This window comes from Streptomyces sp. NBC_01622 (genome assembly GCF_045209635.1).
Taxonomy (GTDB): domain Bacteria; phylum Actinomycetota; class Actinomycetes; order Streptomycetales; family Streptomycetaceae; genus Streptomyces.
In genome coordinates, this window is the sequence record NZ_CP109293.1 from 4,766,893 (window position 1) to 4,788,511 (window position 21,619).

The 21,619-nt window shown below is 70.4% G+C and carries 18 protein-coding genes; 3 read left to right on the top strand and 15 right to left on the bottom strand.

The window, feature by feature from the left end:
• The first annotated feature begins 59 nt into the window (after positions 1-59).
• Complete coding sequence (locus OH768_RS21380) at positions 60-1,748, top strand: sodium:solute symporter family protein (RefSeq protein ID WP_406455898.1); 1,689 nt, start codon at positions 60-62, stop codon at positions 1,746-1,748.
• A 21-nt stretch (positions 1,749-1,769) separates the two neighbouring features.
• Complete coding sequence (locus OH768_RS21385; RefSeq protein ID WP_406455900.1) at positions 1,770-2,099, top strand: hypothetical protein; 330 nt, start codon at positions 1,770-1,772, stop codon at positions 2,097-2,099.
• A gap of 246 nt (positions 2,100-2,345) precedes the next feature.
• Here OH768_RS21385 and OH768_RS21390 read toward each other — a convergent pair whose 3' ends face one another.
• From OH768_RS21390 to rsmI, 15 genes are all read right to left on the bottom strand, one after another.
• Positions 2,346-3,038, bottom strand: coding sequence for a LuxR C-terminal-related transcriptional regulator (locus OH768_RS21390; protein ID WP_406455902.1), 693 nt, complete (start codon positions 3,036-3,038; stop codon positions 2,346-2,348).
• A gap of 231 nt (positions 3,039-3,269) precedes the next feature.
• Entirely contained in the window at positions 3,270-5,027 is a 1,758-nt protein-coding gene (locus OH768_RS21395; RefSeq protein ID WP_406455904.1) for a PQQ-binding-like beta-propeller repeat protein, read from the bottom strand.
• Positions 5,028-5,070: 43 nt separating this feature from the next.
• On the bottom strand, positions 5,071-6,828 hold the full coding sequence (locus OH768_RS21400; RefSeq protein WP_406455906.1) for a PQQ-binding-like beta-propeller repeat protein: 1,758 nt from the start codon (positions 6,826-6,828) through the stop codon (positions 5,071-5,073).
• A 190-nt stretch (positions 6,829-7,018) separates the two neighbouring features.
• Positions 7,019-8,821: an ABC-F family ATP-binding cassette domain-containing protein gene (locus tag OH768_RS21405; RefSeq protein WP_406455908.1), complete on the bottom strand. Its 1,803-nt coding sequence runs from the start codon at positions 8,819-8,821 to the stop codon at positions 7,019-7,021.
• Between the two features lie 171 nt (positions 8,822-8,992).
• Positions 8,993-9,172 carry a hypothetical protein gene (locus OH768_RS21410; protein ID WP_406455910.1) on the bottom strand — a complete coding sequence of 60 codons (180 nt, stop codon included), beginning with the start codon at positions 9,170-9,172 and terminating at the stop codon, positions 8,993-8,995.
• 87 nt (positions 9,173-9,259) lie between these two features.
• Positions 9,260-10,261, bottom strand: coding sequence for a peptidoglycan recognition family protein (locus OH768_RS21415; RefSeq protein WP_406465388.1), 1,002 nt, complete (start codon positions 10,259-10,261; stop codon positions 9,260-9,262).
• Positions 10,262-10,498: 237 nt separating this feature from the next.
• Entirely contained in the window at positions 10,499-12,496 is a 1,998-nt protein-coding gene (locus tag OH768_RS21420) for a nitrate- and nitrite sensing domain-containing protein (RefSeq protein ID WP_406455912.1), read from the bottom strand.
• A 95-nt stretch (positions 12,497-12,591) separates the two neighbouring features.
• Positions 12,592-12,780, bottom strand: coding sequence for a hypothetical protein (locus tag OH768_RS21425; RefSeq protein WP_406455914.1), 189 nt, complete (start codon positions 12,778-12,780; stop codon positions 12,592-12,594).
• Between the two features lie 167 nt (positions 12,781-12,947).
• On the bottom strand, positions 12,948-13,727 hold the full coding sequence (locus tag OH768_RS21430; protein ID WP_406455916.1) for an MHYT domain-containing protein: 780 nt from the start codon (positions 13,725-13,727) through the stop codon (positions 12,948-12,950).
• A gap of 193 nt (positions 13,728-13,920) precedes the next feature.
• The gene (locus OH768_RS21435) at positions 13,921-14,850 is read right to left on the bottom strand and encodes a 4-(cytidine 5'-diphospho)-2-C-methyl-D-erythritol kinase (protein WP_406455918.1); all 930 of its coding nucleotides are present in this window, start codon (positions 14,848-14,850) and stop codon (positions 13,921-13,923) included.
• Positions 14,851-15,717: a 16S rRNA (adenine(1518)-N(6)/adenine(1519)-N(6))-dimethyltransferase RsmA gene (rsmA, locus tag OH768_RS21440; RefSeq protein WP_406455920.1), complete on the bottom strand. Its 867-nt coding sequence runs from the start codon at positions 15,715-15,717 to the stop codon at positions 14,851-14,853. It abuts the gene before it with no gap.
• A 102-nt stretch (positions 15,718-15,819) separates the two neighbouring features.
• Positions 15,820-17,115, bottom strand: coding sequence for a ubiquitin-like domain-containing protein (locus tag OH768_RS21445; protein ID WP_406455922.1), 1,296 nt, complete (start codon positions 17,113-17,115; stop codon positions 15,820-15,822).
• A 121-nt stretch (positions 17,116-17,236) separates the two neighbouring features.
• Complete coding sequence (locus tag OH768_RS21450; RefSeq protein ID WP_406455924.1) at positions 17,237-18,124, bottom strand: TatD family hydrolase; 888 nt, start codon at positions 18,122-18,124, stop codon at positions 17,237-17,239.
• A 47-nt stretch (positions 18,125-18,171) separates the two neighbouring features.
• Complete coding sequence (locus tag OH768_RS21455; protein WP_406455926.1) at positions 18,172-18,597, bottom strand: hypothetical protein; 426 nt, start codon at positions 18,595-18,597, stop codon at positions 18,172-18,174.
• 331 nt (positions 18,598-18,928) lie between these two features.
• The gene (gene rsmI, locus OH768_RS21460; RefSeq protein WP_406455928.1) at positions 18,929-19,780 is read right to left on the bottom strand and encodes a 16S rRNA (cytidine(1402)-2'-O)-methyltransferase; all 852 of its coding nucleotides are present in this window, start codon (positions 19,778-19,780) and stop codon (positions 18,929-18,931) included.
• Between the two features lie 95 nt (positions 19,781-19,875).
• Between rsmI and OH768_RS21465 the strand changes: the two genes are divergently transcribed.
• Positions 19,876-21,618, top strand: a complete 1,743-nt coding sequence (locus tag OH768_RS21465; RefSeq protein WP_406455930.1) for a dolichyl-phosphate-mannose--protein mannosyltransferase — start codon at positions 19,876-19,878, stop codon at positions 21,616-21,618.
• Position 21,619 lies beyond the last annotated feature (1 nt).

A 21,619-nucleotide genomic window follows, 5' to 3' on the forward strand; every position in this document is an offset into this window, starting at 1 on the left:
TCACCATCAAAATCAAACAAAGAACACCAAACGAAGAACACAAACAAGGTGAGCGCTTGATGCAGACTCTGCAGCCCCCCACCTCCCTCGCCGCCGGGCTCCGGCTGCCCACCAACGGGCTCGACTACACGATCCTGGCGATCTACTTCGTCGTCGTCCTCGGCATCGGTCTGGCCGCCCGCAGATCGGTGAAGACGAGCCTCGACTTCTTCCTCTCCGGGCGTTCCCTGCCCGCGTGGATCACCGGTCTCGCCTTCATCTCGGCCAACCTGGCCGCCACCGAGATCCTGGGCATGGCCGCCAACAGCGCGCAGTACGGCGCGTACACCGTGCACTGGTACTGGATCGGCGCCATCCCCGCCATGGTCTTCCTCGGCCTGGTGATGATGCCCTTCTACTACGGCTCGAAGGTGCGCTCGGTCCCCGAGTTCCTGCTGCTGCGCTTCGACAAGTGGGCACACCTGCTGAGTTCGATCCTGTTCGCCTTCGCCGCCATCCTGATCGCCGGTGTGAACCTGTACGCCCTCGCGATCGTCGTCGAGGCGCTGCTGGGCTGGCCGCAGTGGGTGGCGATCGTGGTCGCCGGCGCCTTCGTGCTCGCGTACATCACCCTCGGCGGGCTGTCGTCCGCGATCTACAACGAAGTGCTCCAGTTCTTCGTGATCCTCGCGGCCCTCATCCCCATCTCCTACCTCGGCCTGAAGAAGGTCGGCGGCTGGGACGGCCTGACCCACAAGCTGGACGCGACCCACGGCCACAACTTCACCACGGCGTGGGGCGGCACCGGCATCGGCAGCGTCAACCCGCTCGGCGCGAACTGGCTGACCATCGTGCTCGGCCTCGGCTTCGTGCTGTCCTTCGGCTACTGGACGACCAACTTCGCCGAGGTGCAGCGTGCCCTCTCCGCGAAGAACCTGTCCGCCGCCCAGCGCACCCCGCTCATCGCCGCGTACCCCAAGGTCTTCATCGTCTTCCTGGTGATGATCCCGGGCCTGGTCGCCGCCGCGCTCGTCCCGAAGATCGGCACCAGCGGCTCGGACCTCCAGTACAACGACGCGATCCCGTACCTGATGGAACAGCTGCTGCCCAACGGCGTCCTCGGCATCGCGGTGACGGGGCTCCTCGCGGCGTTCATGGCGGGCATGGCGGCCAACGTGTCGTCCTTCAACACGGTCTTCACCAACGACATCTGGGCGAAGTACGTCGTGAAGGACCGCGAGGACGAGTACTACGTCCGCTTCGGCCGCCTGATCACGGTGATCGGCGTGGCGGCGTCGGTGGGCACGGCGTTCCTGGCCTCCTCCTTCTCCAACATCATGAGCTACCTCCAGACCCTGTTCTCCTTCTTCAACGTGCCGATGTTCGTCGTCTTCATCGTCGGCATGTTCTGGAAGAGGGCCACCCCGAAGTCCGGCTTCTGGGGGCTGCTCGCGGGCACGGTCACCGCGATGGTCAACTACTTCTGGATCTACAAGCGGGGGATCATCTCCATCCCCTCCGACCAGGGCGCCAACTTCGTCTCCGCGATCGCCGGCTTCGTCGCCGGTGCGGTGGTCATGTTCGCCGTCTCCCTCTTCACCCGGCCCAAGCCGGCCGAACAGCTCCAGGGCCTGGTCTACGGCACGACGTCCCCCGGCATGACCGAGGCGCCCGCCGCGGGCGACGACGCGTGGTACCGCCGGCCGGCCCTGCTCGGCTGGGGCGCGGTGGTCCTGGCCGCCCTCTGCTACATCCCGTTCTCGTTCTAGTCGCGGGAGGATTGAGAGACCATGTCTGAACACTCCGGACACTCAGAGCCCTCAGAGCACGATCTCCAGCGCGAAGTCAGCGAGCTGGAGGGCAAGTCGACGACCGCGTCCCGGCTGTTCGATCTGCGGCTGATCATCGGGGGGTTGTTCGTCGTCTACGGCGTGATCGTCACGATCGCCGGGATCAACCCGTCGGACTCGTCGCTGGACAAGTCCGAGGGCGTCAACATCAACCTGTGGACCGGGATCGCGATGCTGCTGCTCGGGATCTTCTTCCTGGGGTGGCTCAAGTTGCGGCCGACGCCTCCGGTGGAATTGGCGGACGTCGCGGAGGAGGAAGAGGGGGCCTAGGCCGTCTGCCGGGTGCGGGTGGACTGTGGCTGGTCGCGCAGTTCCCCGCGCCCCTAGGGGGTAGGTGCCGGCCGCGCTGGACAGGTCGCGCCCGCGCGGCGGAGCCGCACTCGACACAGCCCGCGCCCCTTTAGGTGTCGGTGAGGAAAGCGGCGGGCCTGACATCCAGGAAGGCGTCTCCCCAGGGGTAGCGCCTGCGTGCGGGACTCCTCGCGCACCCATCGCTGGTCCGACACCAGAACTCGCCTACGCCTCCGGCCCCGCCGAATGGTTCAGTGGGCCTGCCCTGTCCAGCAGCCCCGTCCTCGCCGCCAGCGCTGCCGCCTCCAGCCGTGAGCCCACCCCCAGCTTCATCAGGACTCGCTGCACATGCGTGCGCGCCGTCGACGGGGCTATGCCCATGCCCGCTGCGATCAGCCGGGTGTCCTCGCCGTCGGCCACCCGGACCAGGACCTCTACCTCCCGTGGCGTGAGCATCTGCAACAGCCGTTGGCCCTCGTCGTCGGGCTGGGCCGCCGGGTTGAGGAGTTCGCTGAAGGCGCCTTGCAGGAGTTGTGGGGCTACGGCTGCCTCGCCCGCCCTTGCCTTCATGATGGCGCGCTCCACGCCCTCTATGCGCTCGTCGTGGCGGACGTAGCCCGAGGCGCCTGCCGCGAAGGCCGCCGCGATGCCGCGGGGGCTCGGGACCGGGCCGAGGACCAGGACCGCTACCTGCGGGCGTTCCCGCTTGATCTTCACCACCGGGTCGAAGATGCCCGGCTCGGCCGGTGTCGCCGTGCCGAGCAGGCACACCTCGGGTGCGCGGGTGATCACCAGTTCCGCCGCGCCCGCCGCGGGCGCCGCCGCGGCCAGCACCCGGTGTCCCCGCAGCTTCAGTGCCGAGGCCAGCGCCTCCGCGAGCAATCGGTGGTCGTCGACCACCATCAGCCGCACTCCCATCGAGCAACCCCCCAGTCCCCCCAATGGATGCCCACTATGGATGCCCACCGGTCCCCAAGAACAGAGGGCCCCCACCACCCCCGTCCTTCATGCCCCCGGAAGCTACACGCTTGTTCGACGTTGCGCTGCCCCTACTGGAGAGAAGTGCCCCGGATCGACGGACTTTTTCGCATTCCGGGGCATTCACGGGTGATGGGGGTGATGAAGGAGAGGGTGAATGGGGGTGGTGGTTCAGCCTGTTGTGCCGAAGGCGATCGCCAGGTCCTTGTCGTCCGTGGAGGACGACGAGGGCTTGTCCGCGTAGACACCCGACATGTACAGGTGGCCCTCCGAGTAGAGGATCTCCGCGTAGTCCGGCAGGAAGCTGGTCTCCGTGTCCCGTACCGTCTCGGTGCTCGGGTTCTCCAGCAGCGTCGTCTCCTTGAAGGAGTTGCCGTCGATGCTGACGATCTGGCCGCCCTTGTCGTACGGCGGGGACTTGTAGGCGAGCAGGTTGGTGCCGTCCATGCGCAGCGGGGTGATGGTGTAGCCGTCGCCCGCGTCCGCGCGCTGGCCGGTCTGCTTGCCGGAGGCGAGGTCGAAGGCGACGATCTCGTTGGTACGGCTGTAGGAGTCGCCGGAGCCGTCGTGCTCCTCGGTGGGGACGTACAACCGGTCGTTTCCTACGGCGAGTTCGGTGCAGTACTCGACGCGGGTGATGCCGTCGCAGCGGCCCGCGTACTGCTTGCCCGGGGCCGGGATGTGGGCGCGCAGGGCGCCGGTCTTGCCGTCGATGGAGAAGAAGTCGGAGACGCCGCTGCCGTCGCCCGCGCTGTCGCCGACGTCGGCCGCGACGACCAGCGGGGCGGTCGACACGATGCTGGCGTACTCGATGCCCTGGGCCATCTTGTAGTCCGAGAGCACCTTCCCGGAGACCGGGTCGATGGTCTGGATGTGCAGGGTGGGCGAGTCGTACGTTCCGCACCGGCGCACCGCGACCAGTTTGGCGCCGCCGCCGTAGCCGGCGTCGTAGCAGTCGGCGACCTTGGGGCTCCACAGGACCTTGCCGGTGGCGATGTCGAAGGCGGCGCCGCCGTCGGTGCTGCCGACGGCGACCGTGTTGGCGCTGACGGTGACGTTCTCGAAACTGATCGGCTGGTCACCGGAGTTGGCGGTCTTCGTCCACAGCTTGGTGCCCGCGTTCAGGTCGAGCGCGGCGATCTGGCTGCAGCCGTTCGAGGGCTTGGCCTTGGTCGGCATGGCGGGCTCGTAGATGATCGCCGTTTTGCCGTCGGTCGTGGTGTTCTTCGTGGCCTGGCAGACCGGGCCGGGAAGCTTGATCGTCCACAGCTTGGCGCCGGAGTCACGGTCGTAGCCGTCGACCTCGGCGGCCCCGCTCTTGGCGTACACCTTGTCGGTGAGCCAGGAGCCGGAGGTCACCATGGTGTCGCTGACCTTGGGCATCGGGACCTGGAAGAGGACCTTGGAGGCGGTGTCGGCGGGCACCTTCTCCTTGCCGCCCGAGGTGGTACCGCCCTTGCTGTCGGAGGGAGTTGAGTCCGCGGTGGTCTTCTTGTCGTCGGCCTTGTTGTCCTTGCCGGACGAGGACGAGTACCAGATCCCACCGCCGACGATCAGCGCGATCGCCACGACCGCCGCCGTGATGATCACCGCGGACGCCCCGAACTTCCGTCCGCCGCCGCCCGGTTGGCCCGGCTGCGGGTGCAAGGGCATGGTCGGCTGACCGGGTTGGCCCGGCCCCGGGTAGCCGTAACCGGGCTGCTGGCCATAGGGGTTGGGCTGCTGCCCGTACGGCTGCTGCGGGGGCTGGGCGTACGGGTTGGGCTGCTGGCCGGGGTAGCCGTAGCCCGGCTGCTGGGGCGGTGGCGGGGGCGGTGCCTGCGGGTAGCCGTAGCCCGGTGGGGGCGGTGGCTGCTGCGGGGGCTGGTCCTGGGGCGGGCCGAAGCCGCCCTGCTGCGGGGGCTGGTTCGGCGGGGGCGGCTGGGTCATGACGAGTACCTCGGGGACGGGTCGACGGAAGCGCAGGAAAGGGTCACTTGCCGTAGGCGAGCATCAACTTCTCCTTCGTGTCGTCATTGCCGTTCAGCCGGGTCGACGAGATGTAGAAGCGCCCGTCGACGTAGTCGACGTCCCGGGAGAAGAAGCTCGACTCGATCCGCGCGGTGCCCGCCGGCAGCTGCAGCAGCTTCGTCGTGGTGTGCGAGGAGCCGGTCGTCGGGACGGAGACGACCTGGCCGCCCGCGTCGTAGGCGGCCTCGACATAGGCGATCAGCTTTCCGCCCTCGACCTTGACCGGCAGCATCGACTCGTCCGCGGGGGACTTGACGCGCCACATCTCCTTGCCGGTGGCCAGGTCGATCGCGACGATCTGGTTGGGACCGGTCGTCGCGTCGGTCGGGAGGTAGAGGGTGTTCGCGTCGACCGCGACGTCCTCGCAGCCCTGCAGATCGTCGTTGAAGGTGCCGCAGCCGGGTGCGAAGGACGCCTTGGAGTCGACCTGCGAGCGGACGGAACCGTCGCTCTTCAGCGTCGAGATGTTCCAGTGCTTGTTGTCCGAGTCGGTCATGTAGAGGACGACCGGGTCCACGGAGTACACATGGGAGACCGTCCAGCCCTTGGGGATCGCCTTCGTCCACTTGGTCTTGCCGGTCGCCGGGTCGAGTTCCTGCACCTCGTCGTGCTCGGTGGCGGAGCCCGCCCCGCAGGACGAGACCACGAGCAGCTTGCCGCCGCCCGCGAACGCGGACGGGAAGCAGGCCGCGCCGTACTTCTTCTTCTCGTAGAGCTGTTTGCCGGTGGCGAGGTCGTAGGCGACACCCGACTGCGAGCGGCCCACCATCAGGGTCTTGCCGGTGATGGTCAGCCCGATGCTGAGCGCGCTGTCGAACAGGTCGCCGTCCGCGACGGTCGCGGCCCAGCCCTTCGCCCCCGTGTTCAGGTCGAGCTGCTGGAGGTGGTTGCACTTGGCGTTGTCGCTGACACCGCTCTCGTACGCCACCACGATCTTGTCGTCGGCCGATTTCTCGGGGGTGACCGCGCAGATCTTCTGCGGGAAGGTGATCGTGGCCCACGTCGGGTTGCCGTTGCCCACGTTGTAGGCGACGACCTCCTTGTACGCGGCCTTCACCGCGGTCCTGCCGGTGATCCACATGCCGGGGGCGTCGGCGCCGGAACCGGGCGCGTCCGGCGCCTCCTTGTACCAGAGCACCTTCGCCTCGCCGGACTTGCGGCCTTCGTTGAGGTTCTCGGGGTCCTTGCCGCCGTCGCCGCTGCCGTCACCGGGGTTGGCGGGGTCGTCGGCGCCGCTCGTGCCGGAGGCCGAGGGGCTGCCGCTCTGCTGCGCCACCGGCTTCTTGTCGTCACCGCCGCCGGTGACCGCCCACACCGTGCCGCCGACGACCAGCAGACCGGCGACCGCCGCCGCGATCAGGAGGGCGGGCCTGCCCTTGAAGGGGCCGCGGCCGGAGGGGGGTTGGGGCGGGGTGAACTGCGGTGGCGGGGGCGGCGGGTAGCCGTAGCCGCCGTAGGGGGGCTGCTGGCCGTAGGGGCCGGGCTGCTGCGGCTGGCCGTACGGACCTGGTTGTTGCGGCTGGGCGTAGGGACCCGGCTGCCCGCCGTACTGACCGGGTTGCGGCTGCTGGCCGTACTGACCCGGCTGCTGCTGTTGCGGGTAGCCGTAGCCGGGCGTCGGCGGGACGGGAGCGCCGAAGCCGCCGGACGGTGGCTGTGGCGGTTGGTTCGGCGGCGCTCCGTAACCGCCGGACGGCGGCTGTTCGGGCGGCTGAGTCATCAGCGGCTCCCCCTCGTTCACTGATTTTTAGCCACGCCCCGAGCTTCGCGAAGGACCCGGAGGCGCATTCAAGCAGGTCTCAGACGGCCCTTTCTATCACCCGGCTGTCCATGAACAACGGGCCGGTTCACCCCTGTACCCAAGGGAGAACCGGCCCGTGACAGCCCCGTTATGCGCCTTCACTCACCCTTCACGCGTCCTCGGCGAGTTCCAGCCACCGCAGCTCCAGCTCGTCCCGCTCGCCGCCCAAGTCCCGCAGCTGGGCGTCCAGTTCGGCCACCTTCGCGAAGTCCGTGGCGTTGTCGGCGATCTGGGCGTGCAGCTTGGCCTCCTTCTCGGAGACCTTGTCCAACTGCCGCTCGATCTTCTGGAGTTCCTTCTTCGCGGCCCGCTGGTCGGCGGCGCTCACGGCGGGCGCGGCCTTCTCCACGACGAGGACGGCAGCGGCGGCGACTTCCTCCATACGGTGGCGCCGCTCCAGGTACTCGTCGATGCCGCGCGGCAGCATCCGCAGGGTCGCGTCGCCGAGGAGGGCGTACACCTTGTCGGTGGTGCGCTCGACGAAGAACCGGTCGTGCGAGATCACGATCATCGAACCGGGCCAGCCGTCGAGGACGTCCTCCAGCTGGGTCAGCGTCTCGATGTCGAGGTCGTTCGTGGGCTCGTCGAGGAAGAGGACGTTGGGCTCGTCCATGAGGAGCCGGAGGAGTTGCAGCCTGCGTCGCTCACCACCCGAGAGGTCCCCGACCGGCGTCCACTGCTTCTCCTTGTTGAAGCCGAACGTCTCGCACAGCTGCCCGGCGGTCATCTCCCGCCCCTTGCCGAGGTCGACCCGCTCCCGCACCTGCTGCACGGCCTCCAACACCCGCAGCGTGGGCTTGAGTTCGGCGACCTCCTGCGAGAGATAGGCCAGCTTCACCGTCTTTCCCACGACGACCTTGCCGGCCACGGGCTGGGTCTCGCCGTCGCTGCGGGCGGCGTCCGCGAGGGCCCGCAGCAGGGAGGTCTTCCCGGCGCCGTTGACCCCGACCAGGCCGACGCGGTCGCCGGGGCCGAGGTGCCAGGTGATGTGCTTCAGCAGCACCTTGGGACCGGCCTGGACGGTCACGTCCTCCAGGTCGAAGACGGTCCGGCCAAGGCGCGAGGAGGCGAACTTCATCAGCTCGCCGGTGTCGCGCGGCGGCGGCACGTCGGCGATCAGTTCGTTGGCGGCCTCGACGCGGAAACGCGGCTTCGACGTACGGGCCGGGGCGCCCCGGCGCAGCCAGGCCAGCTCCTTGCGGACCAGGTTCTGCCGCTTGGTCTCCTCGGTGGCGGCGATGCGCTCGCGCTCGGCGCGGGCGAAGACGTAGTCGGTGTAGCCGCCCTCGTACTCGTAGACGTCGCCCTTCTGCACATCCCACATCTGTGTGCAGACCTGGTCCAGGAACCACCGGTCGTGGGTCACGCAGACCAGCGCGGAGCGCCGCTCGCGCAGGTGCTGGGCGAGCCAGGCGATGCCCTCGACGTCGAGGTGGTTCGTCGGCTCGTCGAGGACGACCAGGTCCTGGTCCTCGATGAGCAGCTTGGCGAGCGCGATACGGCGGCGCTCGCCGCCGGAGAGCGGGCCGATCACGGTGTCGAGTCCCTGCGGGAAGCCCGGCAGGTCGAGCCCGCCGAACAGTCCCGTCAGCACGTCGCGGATCTTGGCGTTGCCCGCCCACTCGTGGTCGGCCATGTCCCGGATGACCTCGTGGCGGACGGTCGCCTCGGGGTCGAGGGAGTCGTGCTGGGTGAGGACGCCGAGGCGGAGTCCGCCGGAGTGGGTGACGCGGCCGGTGTCGGACTCCTCCAGCTTGGCGAGCATCCGGATCAGGGTGGTCTTGCCGTCTCCGTTGCGGCCCACGACCCCGATCCGGTCCCCTTCGGAGACACCGAGCGAGACACCGTCGAGCAGGGCACGGGTGCCGTACACCTTGCTGACGTTCTCGACATTGACCAGGTTGACGGCCATTTCTCTCCTGACAGGGGGGACGGTCAGCCTCCCAGAGTAATGCGCGGCGGGAGGCCGACGATCCGTGCAGGTCAGTGGGGTGCCGTCGGTCGCCTGCGGCGCCGTTGCGGCTGGTCGCGCCCGTGGGGCGAGTGCCGATGAAGGGACAGGATGAAGATCCGTAGGCGGTGGTCAGGCTGTGCGCAGGGCGTCGAACGCGGCCCCCACGCGGGAAGGTCCGTATGCGGCGAGTGCCCAGAGGGCGGTGATCCTCGCGGCTCCGGTCCACAGGTCTTCGGCGGCCGTGGGCGGGCGGAAGGCGTGGACGTTGAGCTGTCGCTCCGCGAAGGGGCGGTGGTCGAGGTGGCGCATGCCGCCGGTGCCACAGAGATGGGTGTCGGCGCCCGGTTCCGGTCGCCCTCATCCCCCGCGTGACGCGCAGCCGCTCCTCCGCGCGGGTCAACGGGCCGCCGCTGCCCGTACCTCGCTCAGCAGGTCGTACATCGTCTGGCCCGGGCAGTCCGTCTGGAGCCAGTCCCGGTGGCCGCTGATCGTCTCGTTGTCCTTCTTCACGCCGTTCACCGGGTTGGTGTAGGTGATCTTGGCCTGGGGGTCGAGGCCCTTGAAGCGGGTGATGACCTTGATCAGGCGGATCAGGGAGGCCTTTGCCTCGTCCGTGGGGGCCTGGGACACGAGGTTGCCGATGAGGGCGATGCCCAGGTTGCCCGAGTTGAAGCCCGCCGTGTGGAAGGCGGTGACCAGGTTGCCGTCGGGGTTGAAGGCCGGGACGAGATCGTCGCCGGAGTAGCGGCCCTCGTAGACGACGCCCGTCTCGTCGATGAGGAAGTGGTAGCCGATGTCGCCCCAGTCGAGGGTGACCGCGTGGTACTCGTAGATGCCCCGGACGGTCGCGGCCGGGTCCGGGTCGGCGTTCGGGGTGTCCGTGTGGTGGACCGTGATCGACTGCAACGGGTAGTACACCTCGGGCGAGTTGACCTTGCCGTCCTTGTACCGCTTCGACTCGTCGGCGCCCCAGGCCGGGCGCGAGAGGTAGCGGACACCGCGGACCCGGGTCGGCTCGGACGGTACGTGGAAGGTGCGGCCGGGGCCTCGGGTGCAGTCGATGGCCACGGAGCGTACGTCCGTCGCGCCTGCCGGTGTCTTCACCTCGTAGGCGGTGGCCTCGTCGGCCGCGATCAGGGCCGTACCGCCGCCGTCGACGGTCGCGCAGCCGGTGCCGGTGGGCTGCCAGGGGCCGTCCGCGAGGCGGATGCCGGCGCCGTCCTGCTCGCCGGTCCAGCGGAGGCCGACGTAGGACGCGGCGAAGGCCGTGGTGGCGGGGGCGGTGCCGGTGGCGGTCTCGGTGCGGGTGGCCGGGAAGGTCTCCGGCTTCGTGCCCGACGGGGTCGTGTCGGGGGTTGAGTCCGAGTCCGAGTCCGAGTCGGTGGCCGCGAACACCACCGGGGTGAGGGCGGCCCCGGCGGCTACGGCTCCGGCGGCCCCTATCGCACCGCGACGCGAGAGGGACCGCCTTCTGCGGTGGGACGGTGTGGGGGAGGGCGATGTGGGGGTGTCGGACACGGAACTGACCCTTCCAGCAGTGCACTTGAAGTATCAAACGAACCTATCCGTCCCATCCGCCCCACCTGTACAGCGATTGCGGTACATCTGTGTGGAGATCGTGCGAAGAGCGTGGGCTCAGGCGCCGGCGCCGCGCAGTCGCTGCTGCGGGACCAGGGCCGACGCAGGTGCCAACCCCCGCCCGCCGGACGCCTGTTGCTGTTCGCCCACCGGCATGTCGTCGCGCATCAGGCCCTCGGGGATGAGCACGGCGGCCGTGACGCCGCCGCTGCGCGAGTGCCGTATCTCCACGCGCAGGCCCTGGCGTTCGCGCAGCCGGTTGACCACGAAGAGGCCGATCTGCTTGGCGTCGAGGAGGTCGACCTTCTCGGACTGGATCTTGCGGTTGGCGTCGGCCATCGCGTCGTCCTTCATGCCGAAGCCGCTGTCCTCGATCTCGATGAGGACGCCCTCCCGCAGCCGGGCCGCGCGCAGCTGTACCTGGGTACTGGGCGGGGAGAACGCCGTCGCGTTCTCGACGAGTTCGGCGAGCAGATGGATCACGTCGGCGACGGAACCGCCGGTCAGCGACACCTTCGGTACGGCCCAGATCTGCACCCGGGACGAGTTCTCGATCTCGGCGACGGCCGCGCGCAGGATGTCGGTCAGCGGGATCGGGTCGCGCCAGCCGCGGCCGGGCGCGATGCCGGACAGGATGAGCAGGCTCTCGGAGTGCCGGCGCATGCGGGTGGCGAGGTAGTCGACGCGGTAGAGCTCCTGGAGTTCGGCCGGGTCGCGCTGGCGGCGCACCATCCCGTCGAGCAGGTCGAGTTGGCGGTGCAGGAGGACCTGGCTGCGGCGGGCGAGGCTGACGTAGACGCCGGAGATGCCGCTGAGGAGTTCGGCGCGTTCGGAGGCGGCCCTGAGGGCGGCGCGCTGGACGGCGGTCAACGCGGTGCCGACCTGGGCCAGTTCGTCACCGGCGAGGCGTCGAATGGGGGCCTCGGCGTCGATGTCGACGCCCTGGCCGGCGTGCAGTCGGCGCATGGCCCGCGGGAGGCTGCGGCCGGCCACTTCGAGGGCGGAGTTGCGCAGGTCGAGGAGTTCGACGATGAGGCCGCGGCCGACGAGCACGGAGACGAGCAGCGACAGCAGCACGCCGACCAGGCCGAGGACCACGGCGATCCCGGAGGCGCCGAGCGTGTCCCAGCCGAAGGGGTCGGCGGCGGCCGTGGCTCCCGTACCGGCCTTGGTCTCGGCCGCGTCGAGCCCGGTGAGCACTCCGCTCGTGGCGGAGTCCCAGCCGCGCAGCAGTCCGGCGGACACGGCGGAGGTGCCGGGGCCCGCGCTGCGCACCCGGTTCTCGACGGCCTGGAACTGGGCGTAGCCGGTGCCGTCCAGGATCTTTCGGTACGCCGTCCGGTGCTCGGCCTTGAGGTCGGCGACCGCGGGTTCGAGCAGGGCGTGCCGGGTGGCGACGGCGCCGACGAACAGCGCGTACTGGTCCTGCGTCAGCTGGCCCCCGGTGCGGGCGGCGCCGACCAGTGCCTGTTCCTGGGCGACCGCCTCGCGGGCCCGGGACAGTTCGAGCACCACGCGTGCCTCGGAGGCGTCGGCGGCGGTCTTGTCGCCGGTGAGGGCACCGGTGACGGAGAATCCGTGCCCGACCATCGCCGAGTAACTGGCGTAGGTGGCCGTCGACTTGGCACCCTTGGCGGTGGCGCTCACGCGCAGCGCCGCGAGACCGTCGGCGTCGGCCTCCAGTTTGTCGATCCGGCCCGGCAGCGAGGAGTCGATGAGTGCCGCGTCGGAGCTGGAGTCGTTGACGCCGCCGCGCAGCGCTGCGGCGGCCGTGTCGGTGGCCTTGGCGGCGGCCTTGAAGGCGCGCGGGGCGTCCGCGTAACGCAGGGCGGCGGTCCGCTCGCCCTGCACGGCGGTGATGAACTCCGCCACGGGGGTGAGGAGTTCGGAGTTGACGTCCTTGGCGGTCTCGGTGTCGGCGATGCTCGACGCGGTCGTCACCGCGGCGAAGCCCCACAGGGCCATCAGGGACACGACGGGCAGCATCAGCAGGGCAACGATCTTCGCGCGGACAGATCTGGGGCGCAGTCGGGCCGGCGCGCGGAGGACACGCATGGGGGACCTCGTTCGGGGAAGTGCGGGGTGGTTCGTAACGCGGCTGCGGCCTGTGCGGTCGGCGGCCGTGCCGTGCGGGGAGAGCCGAAGTCGGCTCAGACCGTGGCGAGTTGGATCTCGCGCAGCAACTCGGTGGCGGCGGCCCGGGGAGTGGGACCGCCGCCGCGTGGGGAGCCGGGGTCGGCTCGGGCCGGGGTGTGTTCGACGCCGATCGGCGGCTGGCATCGGCGCCCCGGAAAGTGGGGGCCGTTGCCGTAGGGGCAGTTGAAGGCGGATCGGACCATGACGTGTTCGATATATCGATCAGCGGCCGACGCCAACACCCCAGGAGAGTGCGGGCCGTTGCCGTGAGGGCAGTTGAAATCGGGGCGGACCGCGGTCGGTTCGAAGCTCGCGCGGCGACCGGCGCCGGCAGCCCGGGGGAATCGGCGTCGAGGCGGTCGAAGTCGGTTCAGACCGTGGCGAGTTCGACCTCACGCAGCAACTCGGCCGCGAAGGCCGACTCGTGGCGCTTGCCGGTCGGGGAGAGGGCGACGTAGGCGGAGGCCAGGAAGAGGAAGGAGCCGAGGACTACGGCGAGCGGGAAGATGAACTCCGTGGCGGTGACGCCGGAGAGGCTCGCACCGCTGGGGGCGAGGGTGACGCTCACGGCGTACATCCCGGTGTAGTGCATGGTGCTGACCGCGAGTCCCATGACGAGGGCGGCGAGCGTGGCGAGGACCGGGCCCCGGACGATCAGGGTGAGGGTGAGGGCGGCGGTCGCGGCGACGACGGCGATCACGACGGAGGCGATGACGAGCCGGGGGTCGTAGTCGATCTCGCCGTGCAGGTCGAGCGCGGCCATGCCGGTGTAGTGCATGGCGGCGACGCCGAGGCCGGTGCCGAGTCCGCCGAAGGCGACCGAGGTGACGCGGGAGCGGCCGTATCCGGCGGTGAAGACGCCGGCGGCGACCACGCCGATCGACATCAGCAGGCTGAGGACGGTGAGCGGGACGTCGTAGCGGATGGGGGTGCCTTCGACGCTGAAGCCGAGCATGGCCACGAAGTGCATGGTCCAGATGCCGGAGCCGATGGCGACGGAGGCGAGGGTCAGCCAGTTCCGTTTGGAGGCACCGTCGGTCTCAAGTGCCCTTACGGTGCAGCGCAGTCCGAGCGCGGCGCCGACGCAGGCCATCGCGTAGGACAGGACCGGGGTGACCCAGCCGGCGCTGAAATGGTCCATGTGGCCCATAGGGGGGTTCCTCTCGGGCGTGGCGCGGCGAGACCGCGCGCGCAGGGAGTACCGCCGGTAACGAGGACCGGGGGTTGGCTGATCATGCCAGCCACACCTGCGGGGCATACGCCACGAAAGGGACCAGAGGGTTGATTGGCGAACATTAAATCAATGTGGTTTCGATAACACCGCACATGCGCATTTTCGCAGTTCAGGCGGGGTTTTCGTGTGCCCCATGTGAAGGTCGGGCGATCACGGTCGCGCCGGCCGCCGGACCCGCCGCCGTACGTACCGTCCGGCATGTTCCCGAGGCCGCCAGCGCCCCGGCCACCTTCGCCGCCGACCCGGGGTCGCGGGCGAGGAACGCCGTCGTCGGGCCCGAGCCGGAGACCAGCGCGGCGAGGGCGCCCGCGGCGCGGCCCGCGGCGAGGGTGTCGGCCAGTTCCGGGAAGAGCGAAAGGGCGGCCGGCTGAAGGTCGTTGGAGACGGCGGCGGCCAGCGCCTCCGGGTCGCCCTTCGCGAGCGCGTCGAGAAGCGGCTGCGAGGCGACCGGCTCGGGGATGTCGGTCCCCTCCCCCAGCCGGTCGAACTCCCGGAACACCGCCGGGGTCGACAGCCCCCGCGCGGCCATCGCGAACACCCAGTGGAAGGTGCCCCCGACCTCCAGGACCGTCAGCTTCTCCCCGCGCCCGACGCCCAACGCCGCCCCGCCCACCAGGCTGAACGGCACATCGCTGCCCAACTCGGCGCAGATGTCCAGCAGTTCGGCCCGCGAGGCACCGGTGCCCCACAGCGCGTCGCACGCCACCAGCGCGCCCGCGCCGTCCGCACTGCCGCCCGCCATACCGCCGGCGACGGGGATGTCCTTGGCGATGTGGATGTGCACGGCGTCGCTGCGGCCGTACCGCGCGGCGAGTGCCGTTGCCGCCCGTGCCGCCAAGTTCGTGCGGTCCAGGGGGACTTGGGCCGCGTCCGGGCCCGAGCAGGTGACCCGGAGTTCGTCGGCCGGGGTCACGGTGACCTCGTCGTACAGGCCGACCGCGAGAAAGACGTTGGCCAGGTCGTGGAAGCCGTCGGGGCGCGCGGCGCCGACTGCCAGTTGGACGTTGACCTTGGCGGGGACCCGTACCGTGACGCTCACTTACTCGGACTCTCCCTTGTGCTCCGCGATGCGCGCGAACTCCTCGACCGTCAACGACTCACCCCGCGCCTGCGGGGACACCCCGGCCGCGACAAGCGCCGCCTCGGCCGCCGCCGCCGAACCCGCCCAGCCGGCCAGTGCGGCCCGCAGCGTCTTGCGGCGCTGCGCGAAGGCCGCGTCGACCACGGCGAATACCTCGCGGCGGTCGGCGGTCGTCTTCGGCGGCTCCGCCCTGCGGGTGAGCGCCACGAGTCCGCTGTCCACGTTCGGTGCCGGCCAGAAGACGGTACGGCCGATGGAGCCGGCCCGCTTGACCTCGGCGTACCAGTTCGCCTTCACGGACGGGACGCCGTACACCTTCGAACCGGGCGGCGCGGCAAGGCGGTCGGCGACCTCCGCCTGGACCATCACCAGGGTGCGCTCGATGGTCGGGAAGTGCTCCAGCATGTGCAGCAGGACCGGTACGGCCACGTTGTACGGGAGGTTGGCGACCAGAGCGGTGGGGGGTGGACCGGGGAGTTCGGTCACCTGCATCGCGTCCGAGTGGACCAGCGCGAAGTGGTCCGCCCGCTCCGGCAGGCGGGCGGTCACGGTCGCCGGCAGCGCGCTCGCCAGGACGTCGTCGATCTCTACGGCGGTCACGTGGTCGGCCGCTTCGAGCAGGGCGAGGGTGAGTGAGCCGAGGCCCGGGCCTACCTCCACGACCACGTCGTCGGGGCGGACGTCCGCGGTGCGGACGATGCGGCGGACCGTGTTCGCGTCGATCACGAAGTTCTGGCCGCGTTGTTTGGTGGGGCGTACGCCCAGGGCTGCCGCGAGTTCACGGACTTCGGCGGGGCCCAGGAGGGCGTCGGGGTTGCTGCTCACGGTGACTAGGTTACGGGGCCGTTCTTCGTCTGCCGGTCCGCTGTGGCTGGGCGCGCAGTTCCCCGCGCCCCTGAGGGATGGGGGCTGCGCCCCCGATATCCCTCAGCCGTACAGCCTCGTCCCGCAGTGTGGCCATGGGCTCGAACCCCGCCGTACATACAGCCTCTTCGCTCGGAAGGTCTGTTCCTCTGCGCTCGCGTCCTGCGGGCGGCCCGAGCCGCCGAGGCTGTGCCAGGTGTGGATGTCGAACTGGTAGAGGCCGCCGTAGGTGCCGGAGGGGTCGACCGCGCCGGGGCGGCCGCCGGACTCGCAGATGGCGAGGGAGTGCCAGTTGAGCTGGTCGGCGCCCTGTACCGAGGTGGGCATTGGTCTGGTGCCGACCTTGACCAGCTGGGAGCGTGGCTCTCGGACCAGTTCCTCGTCGATGCGGCGGGGCTTCTCCTTGACGCCGTTGACCGTCCGGAGGGCGTAGGTGGCGCGGCGCAGGCCCGGGCGGCCGGCCCGTTCGACGACCTCCGTGCCCTTGAAGAGGGCGGGGTCGTCGGTGCGTTCCACCTTGAAGGGGATCGCCTCCTCGCGGACCTCGCGGGTGCCGGTGATCCGCAGGACCGTGATCGTCTGGCCGTCGCGCGGGAAGCTCTCGGGCGGGACCGAGGTGGTGTCCTCGCCGTGCAGGCCGATGCCGGCCTCGCCGACCGCCTCGCCGACCGTCGCCGCGTTGGTGCGGATCGTGCGGGCGCGGCCGTCGGCCATGATCGTGACGGTGCGCTCGGTGCGCACGTCGAGGGCGAGTCCGGCGCGGCCGATGGGCTGGGAGCGGGAGGTCGAGAGGTAGGCGCCCTCCGCGCGGACGCCGAGTTGTTCGAGGGCGCCGTCGACCGTCCGGGCCGTGGTCCACACCTCGCGCCGGTGCCCGTCGATGGTGAGGCGCACGGGTCGGCCGTAGCGGACCACGACCTCGTCGCCGCTGGCGAGGTCCGCGTCCCGGCCGGGGGCCACCACGTCGTGCTCGCCGACCTCGACGCCCTGCTGGGCGAGGAGTTCGGTGACGTCGTCGGCGAAGGTGTGCAGCTTGCGCGGGTTGCCGTCGACGCTCAGCTCGATCGCCTTGTCCTTGGCGACGAACGCGGTGGTGCCGCCGGCGAGGAAGGCGACGACCAGCGCCTGCGGCACCAGCCGGCGCACGGTCGCGGCCGTGGAGCCGGAGCGGTCGGCTCTTCGTCTGCGGTCCGCGCGCCCCGGCGCCGCGCTCGGCACGCTGGCCGTCTGGCGGGGGAAGACCGGTTCGGGCGCCTCGTAGGCGGGCCGGTACGTGTCCTCGTACACCTGGGTCGCGTCGGTGTACACATCGGCGCGCACACCGCGGTCGTACGTCTCGTAGGTCTCGTAGTTGCTCACGCCGACACGCTCCAGAAGGCCAGAAGGGTCCGGATCGGGCCAACAGAACCTAGCGGAGCGACCGTCACTCTCCAAAGCGACGCGACTACTCAGGGTTGTGTTCGAAAAGGGTCCGGACGCCTCAGCAGCCGAAGGCGCGGGCCGTGTTCCCCGCGAGTGCCGACGCCAGCGCGTCCTCGTCGATGCCCCGGACCGCCGCCATGGCGCGGACCGTGACCGGAATGAGATAGGGCGCGTTCGGCCGTCCGCGGTAGGGGGCGGGCGTGAGGAACGGGGCGTCGGTCTCCACGAGGACGAGCTCCAGCGGCGCCACGGCGAGCGCGTCCCGCAGGTTCTGGGCGTTCTTGAAGGTGACGGTGCCGGCGAACGACATGAAGTACCCGGCGCTCGCGCAGAGTTCGGCCATCTCGGCGTCGCCGGAGTAGCAGTGGAAGACGGTCCGCTCGGGAGCGCCCTCCTCCTTGAGGACGCGCAGCACGTCGGCATGGGCGTCGCGGTCGTGGATGACCAGGACCTTGCCGTGCCGCTTGGCGATCTCGATGTGGGCCCGGAAGGACCTCTCCTGCGCGGCCTTGCCCTCGGGGCCGGTGCGGAAGTAATCGAGGCCGGTCTCGCCGACGCCCTTGACGTGGGGCAGTCCGGCCAGCCGGTCGATCTCCGCGAGGGCCTCGTCCAGGGCCGTGTCGCCGCCGGGGGTCCGCGCGCCCTGCCTCGACCAGCCGTCGGGGTCGCCGTGCACGATGCGCGGGGCCTCGTTCGGATGCAGGGCGACCGTCGCGTGGATCGCGTCGTACCGGGCGGCCGTCTCGGCGGCCCAGCGGGAGCCCTTCACATCGCAGCCGACCTGCACGAGCGTCGTGACACCGACCGAGGCCGCCTTGGCGAGCGCCTCCTCCACCGTGCCGGACTGCATGTCGAGGTGGGTGTGGGAGTCGGCGACGGGCACCCGGAGGGGCTCCGGGAGCGGAGGCGCTGTCTTCTCGACGGTCTTCTCGCTGGAGGCAGGCATGCCCCGATCCTACGAAAGGGGCATGCCCGCCCGGTCGCCGGATGCGGTCAGCTCGCCTTGCGGTGGTGGAAGGGGTGCAGCAGGTCGGACAGGTGCCAGTGGTGTTCCCCGGGCTCCGGCAGCGGGGTCACGGTCTCGTCCGTGGCGTCCTCCGCTGCCGCTGCCGCGCGGGGCCGGGGCGCCTGGTACCGCTGCTGCGCCGCGTCCCGTACCGACGACACCTGGCCCGCCCGCATGATGCGCACGACATGCCCGTCGCAGTTGTGGCACGCGGGGCGGCTCAGGGGCGACGGCACGACCTGGCCGTCCGCCACGTACATCACGAACTGGTGGCCGTCGGTGTCGACGTGGTGCTCTATCTCGTATGCCTGCTCCCAGCCGTGCCCGCACCGCATGCAGGCGAAGGAGTACGACTCGTTCACCACGGCGGTGGCAGCGCCCCGGAGGCCGGTCTGCCCTGCGATCTCACTCATGCCAGCTCCTGCTTGCTTTCCGCTGGACCAGGTCCTGTCGTCACATTCCCGTCGTCCGCCCGGAGGGCGACAGGGCCTAGGCGCCCCCGCTAGGGGATTCCCCCCGGAATCCCGTTGGAGGCGAGGGACGGGTGCGTCCCTCAGTCCAGTGGACGCCTCCGGCAGGGCGAACGCACCAGTCCTGTCGACTGTTGGAGGCGATTTGGACTTTCCTTGTCGAATCACCCCTGCGACCCGGTCGGGACTTTGCATTCGGCGACCGCGCTTTGCCCCGCCATGGGGCGCCCGCTCATGGGAGGAGCGCCCTGCTCAGAGGGGATTCCGCCCCAGCTCAGAGGGGTTTTTGCGCAGTCTTCGCCGCCACCACGGCATCGAACACCTCGCGCTTGGGAACGCCTGCTTCGACCGCGACCGCGGCGATCGCTTCCTTTCGCCGCTCCCCCGCCTCCTCGCGCACCCGGACCCGCCGTACCAGCTCGTCCGCGCCGAGTTCCTCGGCCTGCTCCGGCGCCCCCTCCACCACGACGGTGATCTCGCCGCGCACGCCCTCCGCCGCCCATGCGGCCAGCTCGCCGACCGGGCCGCGCTTGATCTCCTCGTACGTCTTGGTCAGCTCCCGGCACACGGCGGCCCGCCGCTCGGCGCCGAACGCCTCGGCCATCGCGGCGAGGGTGTCGTCGAGCCGGTGCGGCGCCTCGAAGTAGACGAGGGTGCGCCGCTCACCGGCCACCTCCCGCAGCCGCGACAGCCGCTCGCCCGCCTTCCGCGGCAGGAACCCCTCGAAGCAGAACCGGTCCACCGGCAGCCCCGACAGCGCGAGCGCGGTGAGCACGGCGGACGGTCCCGGTACGGCGGTCACCCTGATGTCCTTCTCCACGGCGGCGGCGACCAGCCGGTACCCCGGGTCGGACACGGACGGCATCCCCGCGTCCGTCACCAGCAGTACCCGCGCGCCGCCCACCAGGGCCTCGACCAGCTCCGGGGTCCGCGCCGACTCGTTGCCGTCGAAGTACGACACGACCCGCCCCTTGGGCTGCACCCCGAGGGCCTGGGTCAGCCGGCGCAGCCGCCGGGTGTCCTCGGCGGCGACCAAGTCGGCCCCGGCCAGCTCCTCCGCGAGCCGGGGAGGAGCGTCCTGAATGTCGCCGATGGGGGTGCCCGCCAAAACAAGGGTTCCAGTCACGTTCCCATCCTCGCAGGGCCGACAGATCCGGACGCATCCGGACCGAGACCGCCCATGCACGGGACTCACACAGCGCTGTTCCCTACGATGGCGCGGTGACCAGTACCGCGTCCTCCACGGACACCCGGCAGGGCCAGGCCCCTCAAGAGCAGCGGCCGTCGTGGCAGCAGCGGCTGCGCCGTTTCGGCTACACGGCGGGGCCCAGAAGCGACGTACGGGACCGGCTGACGCCGCCGTACGCGGAGCCCAACCCCCGACTGTGGGCGGCGCTCGGCTTCTCGCCGACGCTCGTCGACCGCCTCACCCGCTGGTCGGGCTGGGGCGGCCCGCTGCTGGTCACGCTGATGGCCGGCGTGATGCGCTTCTACCACCTGGGCAGTCCGAAGGCGGTGATATTCGACGAGACGTACTACGCCAAGGACGCGTGGGCGCTGGTCCACCGCGGCTTCGAGGTCAATTGGGACAAGAACGCCAACGACCTCATCCTCAAGACCGGCGGGCACGTCGGCATCCCGACGGACGCGGCCTACGTCGTGCATCCCCCGGTCGGCAAGTACGTCATCGGCATCGGCGAGCTGATCTTCGGCTTCAACCCGTTCGGCTGGCGCTTCATGACGGCCCTGCTCGGCACGCTGGCCGTGCTGATGCTGTGCCGCATCGGCCGCCGGCTGTTCCGCTCCACCTTCCTGGGCTGCGTCGCGGGCGTCCTGATGTCGCTGGACGGCCTGGCCTTCGTGATGGCCCGCACCTCGCTGCTCGACGGCGTGCTGATGTTCTTCGTGGTGGCCGCGTTCGGCTGCCTGCTGATCGACCGCGACAGGGCCAGGGAGAAACTCGCGGCGGCGCTGCCGGTCGACACCGACGGCCGGGTCCGCCCCGACGCGCACACCGCCGACACCCTGTTCCTGGGCCGGCGTCCCTGGCGCTGGATGGCGGGCCTGCTGCTCGGCCTCGCGATCGGCACCAAGTGGAACGGCCTCTACATCACGGCCGCCTTCGTGGTGCTGATGCTGATGTGGGACGTCGGCTCCCGCAAGGTCGCGGGCGCCCGCAACGCGTACGTGGCCGTCCTCAAGTACGACCTCGGGCTGGGCTTCCTGGCCACCGTCCCGGTCGCCGTCGCCGTCTACCTGACCTCCTGGATCGGCTGGATCCTCTCCCCCGCGAACGGCACCGGCGGCTACTTCCGCAACTGGGCCGCGACCGACGGCAAGGGCGGCACCTGGAGCCATGTCCTGCCGGACTGGCTGCGCAGCCTGTGGCACTACGAGCACGAGGTCTACGAGTTCAACGTCGGCCTGCACTCGCCGCACACGTACATGTCCAACCCCTGGAGCTGGCTGGTCGACGGCCGCCCGGTCTCCTACTTCTACGAGTCCCCCTCGCCCGGCGCGGACGGCTGCCCGGTGAACGCCGGCGACAAGTGCGCCCGCGAAGTCCTCGCCATCGGCACCCCGCTGCTGTGGTGGGCCGCCTGCTTCGCGATCCTCTACGTCCTGTGGCGCTGGGCGTTCCGCCGCGACTGGCGGGCGGGCGCGATCGCCTGCGGGGTCGCGGCCGGCTACCTCCCCTGGTTCCTGTACCAGGACCGCACGATCTTCTTCTTCTACTCCATCGTCTTCCTCCCGTTCCTGTGCCTGGCGGTCGCGATGCTGATCGGCGCGATCATCGGCCCACCGGGCTCCAGCGACACCCGCCGCGTCACGGGCGCGGTCGGCGCGGGCGTCCTGGTCCTGCTGATCACCTGGAACTTCATCTACTTCTGGCCGCTCTACACGGGGACGTCGATCCCGATTGATCAGTGGCGGTCTCGGATGTGGCTGGACACCTGGGTCTAGG

Bases quoted from the DNA above. Each gene is read 5' to 3' on its own strand.
- OH768_RS21380 (WP_406455898.1), top strand. From the start codon at position 60: ATGCAGACTCTGCAGCCCCCCACCTCCCTCGCCGCCGGGCTCCGGCTG.
- OH768_RS21385 (WP_406455900.1), top strand. From the start codon at position 1,770: ATGTCTGAACACTCCGGACACTCAGAGCCCTCAGAGCACGATCTCCAG.
- OH768_RS21390 (WP_406455902.1), bottom strand. From the start codon at position 3,038: ATGGGAGTGCGGCTGATGGTGGTCGACGACCACCGATTGCTCGCGGAG.
- OH768_RS21395 (WP_406455904.1), bottom strand. From the start codon at position 5,027: ATGACCCAGCCGCCCCCGCCGAACCAGCCCCCGCAGCAGGGCGGCTTC.
- OH768_RS21400 (WP_406455906.1), bottom strand. From the start codon at position 6,828: ATGACTCAGCCGCCCGAACAGCCGCCGTCCGGCGGTTACGGAGCGCCG.
- OH768_RS21405 (WP_406455908.1), bottom strand. From the start codon at position 8,821: ATGGCCGTCAACCTGGTCAATGTCGAGAACGTCAGCAAGGTGTACGGC.
- OH768_RS21410 (WP_406455910.1), bottom strand. From the start codon at position 9,172: ATGCGCCACCTCGACCACCGCCCCTTCGCGGAGCGACAGCTCAACGTC.
- OH768_RS21420 (WP_406455912.1), bottom strand. From the start codon at position 12,496: ATGCGTGTCCTCCGCGCGCCGGCCCGACTGCGCCCCAGATCTGTCCGC.
- OH768_RS21425 (WP_406455914.1), bottom strand. From the start codon at position 12,780: ATGGTCCGATCCGCCTTCAACTGCCCCTACGGCAACGGCCCCCACTTT.
- OH768_RS21430 (WP_406455916.1), bottom strand. From the start codon at position 13,727: ATGGGCCACATGGACCATTTCAGCGCCGGCTGGGTCACCCCGGTCCTG.
- OH768_RS21450 (WP_406455924.1), bottom strand. From the start codon at position 18,124: ATGCCTGCCTCCAGCGAGAAGACCGTCGAGAAGACAGCGCCTCCGCTC.
- OH768_RS21455 (WP_406455926.1), bottom strand. From the start codon at position 18,597: ATGAGTGAGATCGCAGGGCAGACCGGCCTCCGGGGCGCTGCCACCGCC.